Here is a 10000-nt window from a genome sequence, read left to right as displayed (position 1 = left end):
ATTATTACCACAGGCTGCATGAAAAATCTGTGGCAGGTCTTTACCATAGACAAGCCCCATTAAATCAACTGGTCGATTTTTTGCCAGCGGAGCATCAAAAGATGCGCCAGTTTCAGCACAACACAGAGCTGTGGTTGCTACAAAAAACACCCGCACAGTTAAACACTTTGCAGCAGCAATTAAGGCTGTGGCAGGACGCGGCTCAAGCTTTAGCTACAGCACCCGGAACGACCAGCGCCCCCATCTTTAGTCGGGTTGCGGCTTTATCTGCGTCTGGTTTAGAACTATTATCCAGCATAGCCACAGGACAAAAACTGTCTGCAAACGACAGACAAAAGATAGAACACCAACTGCAACAAGCCCGAACTATTGAGCAGGAATTGATTATTGCCTTACACAGGCCTATTGCGGCTCTGCTTGATGCCTCACAGCAGCATTAATTAAAAGGCTCAGCCACTATAGGCCAGATTGGGCGACTGAGTTTTTTATAGGCATTGCGCTGCGGATCGCTAGGGTAAGGAGCCCCCGCATCAACATAAATAATATGTGAAGCTAAGGGAGCAAATCCCTGATAAAAATGGTTGGTCGATTTGATCAACAACACTTTATAACTTTCGGGTTCAACACCTAATGCTCTGAATAAACTCGGGTCAAAGGATTGGCATCTGTTGCTGTTGAGGATCACCTCGATGCCATCAAAGCTAATCAGCGCACAATCTCCCATAGGCACCAGACTATCGGCAAATTGTTGTTGCGCATCCACTTGCAGGCGAAGCACCTTGACCAGTTTGTCTATCGGATCTCCGGCAGTGGCACAACTTTTCCCGCCAAATCTGAGTTCAATCTCAGCCCCCTCACCCGCAGCAAAACAAAGTTTAACGGCCATGGGGTCCCAAATGGTACCGACAGCAACTTGCCTTAGCTGACGTTGGATCACCTGATGCAAAATCAAAGTTCCATCCCCTGCCACACCACCACCCGGATTATCCCAGACATCCGCCAATACCAGCACTCCGGATAAATGTTCAGCCTGACTTAGCGCCTCTGCAATACTGTAAAACTGTGGTAAGGTTTGCCCTCTATAGGAGAACAGTTCCTGCCCTAACTCCTGCGCTAAAGCAGCCCCCTTTTCTGCCTGATTGTTGGTGATCACTAAAAGTTTAGACCCCATATCAGGCACATCCCCAGCCATAAAGCCATGGATCACCGAGATTGACAGTGCGTGTTGTTGTTGTTCCAGCAGGCAGATTTTTTCAATAAAAGATTTCATAGGTTCATGATTGGTCGGAAGTACGTCAATCATCCTGCAATCAAAACAGCTCATGACAGGGCGGATCTCCCCACGCGCCGCCGCCAGAGCTAATTGCACCAACTCCCGGGCTCTGGCCATAAAATCCAGATGTGGAAATTCCTTGAAGGCAATCAACAAATCAGCGGACGCCAAACGTAACCCGGTGAGGTGGCTATGAGGATCCAGTGTGGCTCCAATGATGGTTTCTGCTCCTACTATGGCTCTGATCCTGTTTAATAAATCGCCCTCACAATCGTCGTAGCCCTGCGCCACCATAGCACCGTGCAAACCTAAGACCACCACCTGAACCGGCATGGCGTCACTCAGTTGACGTAAAATTTCATCGCGCAAATGCTCATAGGACAACCGATTAAGCAGACCACCAGGCTCAGCCCAGGCACAAGTGCCTTCCACCAGGTCCAGACTGGGATCTAACTGTGCATATTCGCGGCAGGCAACCAGTGGCGCACTACATAAAGTTGGGGTTTCAGGGTGCTGGCCCGGCGGGGCATAAAAACTTTGGTAGAAACTGACTAAATCTGTATACATGGGAGAAAAGGTGTTAGTTTCCGTTGCCAGCGACGCTGTAAAAATCCGCATAAAGCCTCTGTTGCTTATTTGCTGTTTAACTTAAAAAGAGTAGAAAAACTCAGCCGGACTTGCTCTATGTCTTTAGTGTCAGACTGGTCAGGATCTTCTACAGTCTCGCGCTGTAAAGTAATAATTTCTAATGCCTGTTCCCTGCTGATCCCTGACACCTTACTGAGCAAACTGACTATCACTGCAAGACTTGCGGATACAACTAAGGCCGGCAAACATGGATTGCCCCAAAACTGCAGCCAGGAGGGGTGATTTAACAGGATTGACGAGGTCATCACTGCGCCTGCCAGCGCAGCGAGAGCGCCTTGCCAGGTTAGTCGGGGCCAAAAGCGTCCAACTAGCGCAATCACAAACATGCCGGACATCAAAGTGGCTATCATGCCGGTGATATAACCTATTAAATCGTTTGATGTTAATGCCAACAGTAACGCCAATACAGAGACCAGCATCACGGCAAGACGGGAGTAGAAAATCGCAGATCTGGTGTGCGGCATACTGCCAGTCACCCATTGATATAAATCACGGATCAATACGGACACTGCGGCAATAGAATCAGACGAGGCAGAAGATAAGGTCGCTGACAAACCAGCGAGTAACACCAACATAGCCAAAGTAACGGGTAAAGCCATCACTGCGACTGTAGTAAATGCAAACTGGTGGTTTTGCAGATCGGGCGCCATAATCCGGGCAGAAATACCGATCAGGGCGGGTAATACAGCAAAAGCCAGATACAACAAACCAGAGAACACGAAAGAGCGCCTGACACTTTGCACGCTGCGCCCTGAATAAATACGCTGACGAAACGAAGGCGTGGCCAATACACCAACTGCAACAACAGCAGACAAGGAAATAGCGGGCAAAAGTTGCATTTGCTGCAGATGCCCAGCTAACTGAGCTTGCTCCACCGCTTGCAAGACCGCGGTTAATCCGCCAACCGCGTCTACTGCTGTATAACTCATCACGATAAAACCGCAGAACAGGACCAAGGCCATCAGGCTGTCTGTCCAAATCACGGCTTTATAACCACCTATCATCACATAAAAAGTAAAAGCCAACGCAATCAGCAGCTTGGCATAAAACATTTCAATACCAGTGGCCCAGGACAAATACAAAGCGCCACCAATAATATGGGCGCCCAACCACCCTAAAGAAGCCAGAAAAATCAGTACAGCACTGCCATTTTTTACCCAAAGGTTAGCGCCAACGTAATAACTGAGTTCCTCACTCATCGTCATAAAGCGCATTTGTCTTAAGGGGGCAAACCACCAGGCCGCCAGCAGAATACCTATAGCACCACCGACACCATACAACATTCCGCTCCAGCCATAGTTATAAGCAAAACCTACAGCTCCCATACTGGTACCGGTACCTATCATGGTTGCAACAGTAGTACCAAAAGTCAGACCACCAGGGACTTTGCGTCCTGCCAGTAAAAAATCTTCGCTACTTTGCTGGCGGCGCGACACCAGATAACTGATAGCAATCATGATCAGCAGATATAAGGCAAAGCCCGCTAAAAAATATCTGCTGTCCATTTTTAGCTCCTGTCTTTTCTATAGCAGGTCAGGTCCACTTCCACTTTGCAGTCCACGACCAGATCGGTCACGGCACAAACCCTTGCAGGAGGAGCATCCGCAAACACCTCCCGAAATACCTTATTAAAACTGCTGAAATACCGCGCGTCGGTCAGATAGACTTTGACATGAACCACGTCTGTAAGCTCATATCCTGCGCTGTGCATAATATCGATACAATTCTCAATAGCCAGCTTCGACTGTTCTACTATGCCGGCTTCGACCACTTCCCCGTCACGCATAGGGGTTTGACCCGAGACATACAACCAGCCTCCAGCTTCAACTGCTTTGGCAAAAGGCAGGCGCTGGCCACCAGTTCCTGTACTCTCATCTACACCATATCTTTTAATAGTCATAATCTACCCAAGAATTAATCACCTAAAGGCTGGCGCTCATCGCCACCACGACTGCTGTCGAGAGACAGTTTGACCCGACGCAGTTTATCTCTCGATTTGCGTTTGTTTAGTTTGGCTACTTCAGTCGCCAAAACGTCAATAATGGCGAGCATGGCGTAACGAGAGGCAGAAGGTTTGTAAATAAAATCAGTTTCTGGTGCCTGCAGCCCCAACACTATATCGGCGTTATTGGCCAACGCAGATCCTGGTTTGGTAATAGCTATCACTTTAGCGCCGTACTGGCGGGCTATCGCTGCTGAATCAATAATTTCGCCTGTATTCCCCGTCAGAGAAATAGCAACCATCACGTCTGCAGGTTCAACAGCTGCGGCGACCATACGGGTTAATAAACCGTCCTGATAACTGCACACTGGCATACCAAAGCGGAACAATCTGTATTGCAATTCCTGTGATCCTATAGAGGAGCCTCCCCCCATGCCGATACAAAAAATCATTCTGGCATTTTGCAAATAACTAACAGCCAGCTTGATGTCCGCTTCGACTAATAATTTCCGGCTTAAATCCAGGGTATTTTTGATGGCTTCGTATACGCCCTGAATACCATCCAGATCCGGGCTTTCTTCGACAAAACGCTGTCCTACCGCCAGGGACTGGGCCAACTTCACTTTTAACTGACGAACGTCTTTGCAATCCACAGTACGGGCAAAACGTGTGACAGTGGCCTGACTGACTCCGGCCTGCTCAGATAATTTTGCAATGCTCATTTCCGTGGCGGCTTTTACATTGTCGAGGATCAGCTGCGCTACCCGCTGCTCCGACTCACTCATTTCAACAAAACGCTCAGAAATTCGCGACAACACATCTATTTCATAACTCATGTTTTTATCCTGATCATGCTGAAACAGCCAGTTACTATGTAACAACCAAGCAAGTAACATAACGCATATTTATAAAGTTACTTTGTACCAAACAAAACAGAAAGTAAATATCAATGTGGCTCTATTACAGTAAATTAACCGAAATGTTATAGTTGAAATATCAAAAAACTTACAGGCACATGTTATGAAGTACCAAAATACTAAGCACAAATCAGCCAGCCCTTTGACTAATTCCAGCCAGCTTAATCTGTTGAATCAGGACATTTGCCTACCAGCTGCAGTTCTGAAACAGAGTGCAATCAGGCACAATCTAAACTGGATGCAAAGTTTTGCTAATCTAAGCAATGTACTGCTTGCCCCTCATGGTAAAACCAGTATGACGCCCTGGTTATTTCAACAACAACTGGCTGCAGGAGCCTGGGGATTGACCGTAGCCACAGCCTATCAGGCGCACATTGCAGCCAGTGCGGGCGCTCGCCGAATTATTTTGGCGAATCAACTGATAGGTAAAGCCAATATGGCGTTGATTGCCAGGCTACTGCAGGACGATATAGAAGTGTTTGTCTGTGTTGATCACCCTGCTCAGGTACAAGAGTTAGCTGACTTTTTCACTCCGTTACGACTGGAGTTGGCGCTGTTGATTGAATTTGGAGTGGCGGGCGGGCGCTGTGGTTGCCGTACCGAAGCACAAGTAATGGCTTTAGCCACTCAAATCGATTCGCTTCCCGCACTTTCTTTGGCTGGCATTGAGTTTTACGAGGGGGTCGTCAAAGGTACCGCTCCTGATCAAGGCGTCAGGCAGTTGGTCAAACAAGCGACCAGCCTGGTGCATAGCCTGTCACAACAGCGCTTACTCAGCTATCCGACGCAATTAATCAGCGGTGCCGGCTCGGTTTGGTATGACCTGGTTGCCGAAGAGTTAGCGGCGGCTCAACTACCAGAGCACATCAATTTGGTTCTCAGACCTGGTTGTTACATCAGCCATGATCAGGGCATTTATCAGCAGGCGCAACAACAGGTTATGGCTCGAAGTAATCTGGCCTGTTCACTTGGAGAAGATTTACAAAATGCACTGGAACTGGCGGTTTATGTGCAGTCCTTGCCTGAGCCGGGTCTGGCTGTATTAAGCTTTGGTAAAAGAGATGCTGCTTTTGATGCAGGTTTACCGCAAGCTATCGCCTTGTACCGCAATGGTGAATTACAAAGCATTCAACTACAACACTGTGAAACAATCAAAGTAATGGATCAACATGCTTTCTGGCGCTATAACGAGACAGTAAAGCCACAGATTGGGGACATTTTGTTGTTGAGTACATCACATCCCTGTCTGACTTTTGATAAATGGCGAACTTTGTGGTTAGTAGACGACAACTATAACTTGCTGCAGGAAGTGGATACGTTTTTTTAAAAGGGAGTAAAAAATTAGAGGTCAGAGCCAATTTGCAATGCAAATGTGGATCTGACCCCCTTTATTTTTAAGACAGGTATTAGATAGCGTTATCTGACAACACACCAGGCTTAAAGCTATCAACACTGATAGAAGCAAAACGTAATTCGTTCATACGTACCAATTGCTTAGCTTCGTCTGCGTTAATCACACTCAGTTCCAGTGCCTTGGCAATCAACTGCTCCATAGGAATTTTACGAGGTACTGTGCCTTGTTTTTGCGCGGCGTAAATCTTCTTCATCACAGGCTGCGCTTCATGCACTGCAATAAAAGCTGACTCCATTAAACCTGTTGGATCTTCATCGCCTTCTCCAATAAAACACAAATGAGTTAAGCGATCGCGGATCACTCCAGGTTTTAACAACGCATCGGAGATATCCTGCGTTACAGCGTCAGCTGGCATTTTGTAACCTATGCCAAAAGGGAATACCAGAGTCTTTAATAAACGCCCTACCACAGCACTTGGGAAGTTCTGGAAGAAACCAGAGAAGGCCTTACCAATTTCAAATAAGTTACGTTCGATGGAGTAACGTACAAAAGGTAAGTCAGCCACCTGACGGCCATTGTCTTCATAAAACTTCAGTACAGCGGACGCTATATACAAGTGGCTTAACACGTCACCTAAACGGGCAGACAGCATTTCTTTACGTTTTAAATCACCACCTAACATCAGCATGGAGAAATCAGCGCTTAAGGCCAAAGCACGGCTCATACGGCTTAGCTGCTTGTAGTATTTTGCGGTCTCACCAGACACCGGGCTGGAGTTAAAACGACCTAAAGTTAGACCTTGCCACAGAGCGCCAAAGGTATTGCCCATCGCAAAACCAATGTGCTTCATCAGCAGACTATCAAACTGTTGCAAACCCTCTTCCGCATTCGGATTGGCCGCTGCTTCTAATTCCTGTAACACGTATGGATGACAACGGGTTGCGCCCTGACCAAAAATCATCAGGTTACGGGTCAGAATGTTCGCGCCTTCTACCGTAATGGAAATCGGCATGCCCATATAACCATGCGCCAGATAATTCTTCGGACCGACCTGAATAGCCCGGCCTGAGTGAATATCAAAAGCGTCGTTTAACAAGGTACGGGACATTTCTGTCATATGGTATTTGGCAATAGCAGTGACTACAGAAGGGCTCAGGTTTAAATCAATAGCACCTGCCGTCATCACTCGCATCGCTTCTAAACTATAGGTATAAGCACCAATGCGGCCTAAGCTTTCCTGCACACCTTCAAACTTACCAATCGCCATACCAAACTGCTGACGCACATAAGAATAAGCACCCGTCATACGAGTGGCTAAATGGCCTGTGGCTGTAGCCAGAGCAGGCAAAGAGATACCGCGGCCTGCAGATAAGCACTCCACCAGCATACGCCAGCCACGACCTGCATAGTCTGGGCCACCGATAATCCATTCCAGCGGAATGAATACATCTTTACCGTAAGTCGTACCGTTCATAAAGGCCATATTCATTGGGAAATGACGGTCGCCAATTTCAACACCTTCATGACTGGTTGGGATCAAGGCACAGGTAATACCCAGCTCAGTTTTTTCGCCTAATAAGTTTTCCGGGTCATACAGCTTAAAGGCCAGACCTAACACAGTAGCCACAGGAGCCAGCGTGATGTAACGCTTATCCCAGTTCAGGCGAATACCTACGACTTCTTTGCCATCAAACTGGCCTTTACAAATCACCCCCGTATCCGGAATACCACCGGCATCAGAACCAGCTTCCGGGCCTGTTAAGGCAAAACAAGGCACTTCTTTACCCGCAGCTAAACCTGGTAACCAGCGGTCTTTTTGTTCTTGAGTGCCGTAATGCATTAAAAGCTCACCAGGGCCTAAAGAGTTAGGCACCATCACAGTCACGGCAGCAGTTAAGCTGCGGGTGGCGATGCGCGATACGATAGTCGAATTGGCAATGGCAGAAAATTCCCGACCACCGTAGCTTTTTGGAATAATCATCGCAAAAAAGCCGTTGTCTTTGATGTATTGCCAGACTTCAGGGGGTAAGTCGCGCTGCTCTTGCACAATTTTGTAGTCGTCCAGCATTTTCAGCAGGGTTTCTACTTCATTGTCCATAAAGGCCTGTTCTTCGGCCGACAATTCAGCTTTTGGAATAGCATGCAGCTTTTTCCAGTCTGGTTTACCCTGAAACAAGTCACCGTCCCACCAGACGTCCCCTGCTTCCATGGCTTCACGCTCTGTATCGGACAGAGGCGGTAAAATTTTCTTAAAGATGCCAAACACTGGTTTGGTGATCAGGTTACGGCGAATGTCTGCTACACCGAGCACGACAATCAGCACAACCAACAGCAGGATCAAAATTGACATAAACACGTCCTTCCAGAGATTAGTGAGCTTGACTAGATAAAGTTAAAGGGGACGCTATACCAGCAGCTAAATAAGGAATCAGCCGATGGATCACGCCTTCTATTTCTACATTTTCGTTAAAATCTGCTGCCGCAATTTCCTGTAACGCCTGATTCGACGCCATGGTAAAAACCACAGTGCCTAAGGAAAAATGCAGGCGCCAGAAGATTTCACTGGCGGGTAAATCCGGGCAAGCCTGCTGCACCAGCAAAACAAATTTGTCCAGGGTGCGGCCATAATGATGATTAAAAAACCAACGCAAATGCCCCTGCACATCGGTATAACCACGGCCCAGTAACTGCAAAAACATCCGGGTACCGTGATGCTGTACTTTATTCAGTTCCAGCAAAGGTTTAATAAACACTGACAATACTGCAGTTAAGTCGTTTTGTTTTTGACTGGACAACAGCTGACTGAATTCCTGGTCCAAGCGCGGCATCAGCACAGACAAGTAGCGCTGCAGCACAGACTGGATCAGCTCCTTTTTTGAACCAAAATGATAGTTCACTGCCGCCAGATTAACCTGCGCCATGCTGGTGATTTGTCGTAATGACGTATCAGCAAAACCAGAGGACGCAAAAAGCTGTTCTGCCGCATCCAGAATTTTGTCCTGAGTTGTTGTTTTATTCACCGTAACCCTGACTAAATTAAAACACTTGTTTGAAATGTACGTTTGAAAAAAAAACCTGTCAAGCAAGCTCAACATAAAAAGCCCGATCTGGTCAGATGAGAAGTAAAAATTACATCACGTTTACAATAAAATGGTAAAAAAGCGACAAATTATGCCCTTTAAAGGTGCAAAAGCCAGAGGCTGAAGATTGCTTAAAAAAAGCGCTTGACATCAATAGCAGGATCAGACAATTTTGATTCATCCCAACACCACTCAACAGATAGGAGAGCAAAATGCAACGTTGTGCTGCAAATCCAAACAGCTACTACTGCTCTACCTATTACCTATCCGAGTGGTTCAATAATTAGAACAACTTCTGCCATATCCAGAAGCTTGTTCTATTTGTCTGTAGTAATCACATACAACTAGCACCTGACCTCTTTGCTTGCCGACATCATTTTCAGGCCTTGATCCGTCTGTTTTTTGATGCCGCTTGAACTGCCACTCTTCTGGCTTTGGCGCAATTTTTTTATTCGAAAAAAACAGATTGCCATCAGGCAACACCAAAACCAGAGGAAGCACTATGCAACAATATAAAAAAATGAAGCTCAGTAAAGTAGGATTGGCCACACTGTTTGCCTTATTTGGTACTCAGCAGGTCTATGCACAACAACAGGCTGAAGCAACAGAGCAAAATGAAGAAGCAATTGAAAAAATTGAAGTAACAGGTTCACGCCTCAAAGGCGTGGATATGGAAGGTGCAAACCCACTGCAGATCTTCAGCCGGGATGATCTTGCCAAAAAGGGTTATGACAGTGTTAGTGCCTTTTTACGAGACCTGCCTCAGGCTTCCAGTGCCGGTACTTT

The 10000-nt window shown here is 46.9% G+C and carries 8 protein-coding genes and 1 pseudogene; 3 read left to right on the top strand and 6 right to left on the bottom strand.

Annotation, left to right across the window (positions count from 1 at the left end):
• The coding region (locus LDL40_RS02985; protein ID WP_300993608.1) for a hypothetical protein at positions 1-440 on the top strand (440 nt) is incomplete at its 5' end.
• Here the strand turns inward: LDL40_RS02985 and LDL40_RS02980 are convergent.
• Genes LDL40_RS02980 through LDL40_RS02965 form a run of 4 tightly spaced genes read right to left on the bottom strand, consistent with a single transcriptional unit; the run spans position 437 to position 4699 of the window.
• Positions 437-1891 carry a M81 family metallopeptidase gene (locus LDL40_RS02980; protein WP_300993607.1) on the bottom strand — a complete coding sequence of 485 codons (1455 nt, stop codon included), beginning with the start codon at positions 1889-1891 and terminating at the stop codon, positions 437-439. The two genes, LDL40_RS02985 and LDL40_RS02980, sit on opposite strands and share 4 nt — an antisense overlap.
• Positions 1892-1905: 14 nt before the next feature.
• Positions 1906-3426 carry a sodium:solute symporter gene (locus tag LDL40_RS02975; protein WP_300993606.1) on the bottom strand — a complete coding sequence of 507 codons (1521 nt, stop codon included), beginning with the start codon at positions 3424-3426 and terminating at the stop codon, positions 1906-1908.
• Positions 3427-3428: 2 nt separating this feature from the next.
• Complete coding sequence (locus LDL40_RS02970) at positions 3429-3821, bottom strand: RidA family protein (RefSeq protein ID WP_300993605.1); 393 nt, start codon at positions 3819-3821, stop codon at positions 3429-3431.
• Between the two features lie 14 nt (positions 3822-3835).
• Positions 3836-4699: a MurR/RpiR family transcriptional regulator gene (locus LDL40_RS02965; RefSeq protein WP_300993604.1), complete on the bottom strand. Its 864-nt coding sequence runs from the start codon at positions 4697-4699 to the stop codon at positions 3836-3838.
• A 184-nt stretch (positions 4700-4883) separates the two neighbouring features.
• Here LDL40_RS02965 and LDL40_RS02960 point away from each other — a divergent pair, with 184 nt between their 5' ends.
• Positions 4884-6107 (top strand): amino acid deaminase, encoded by a 1224-nt coding sequence (locus LDL40_RS02960; protein ID WP_300993603.1) that lies wholly within the window; start codon positions 4884-4886, stop codon positions 6105-6107.
• 79 nt (positions 6108-6186) lie between these two features.
• Here the strand turns inward: LDL40_RS02960 and LDL40_RS02955 are convergent, their stop codons facing one another.
• Together LDL40_RS02955 and LDL40_RS02950 are read right to left on the bottom strand one after the other, a co-directional pair.
• Positions 6187-8484 carry an acyl-CoA dehydrogenase gene (locus LDL40_RS02955; RefSeq protein ID WP_300993602.1) on the bottom strand — a complete coding sequence of 766 codons (2298 nt, stop codon included), beginning with the start codon at positions 8482-8484 and terminating at the stop codon, positions 6187-6189.
• 19 nt (positions 8485-8503) lie between these two features.
• Entirely contained in the window at positions 8504-9154 is a 651-nt protein-coding gene (locus LDL40_RS02950; RefSeq protein ID WP_300993601.1) for a TetR/AcrR family transcriptional regulator, read from the bottom strand.
• Positions 9155-9716: 562 nt separating this feature from the next.
• On the opposite strand from LDL40_RS02950, the pseudogene LDL40_RS02945 reads away from it, so the two are divergent.
• Positions 9717-10000 (top strand): annotated as a pseudogene (locus LDL40_RS02945) (TonB-dependent receptor); the annotation flags it as partial.

The organism is Rheinheimera sp., from assembly GCF_020217005.1.
GTDB lineage: Bacteria > Pseudomonadota > Gammaproteobacteria > Enterobacterales > Alteromonadaceae > Pararheinheimera.
Note: the sequence above shows the minus strand (reverse complement) of the source record. Positions and strands in the feature narration are given on the sequence as shown.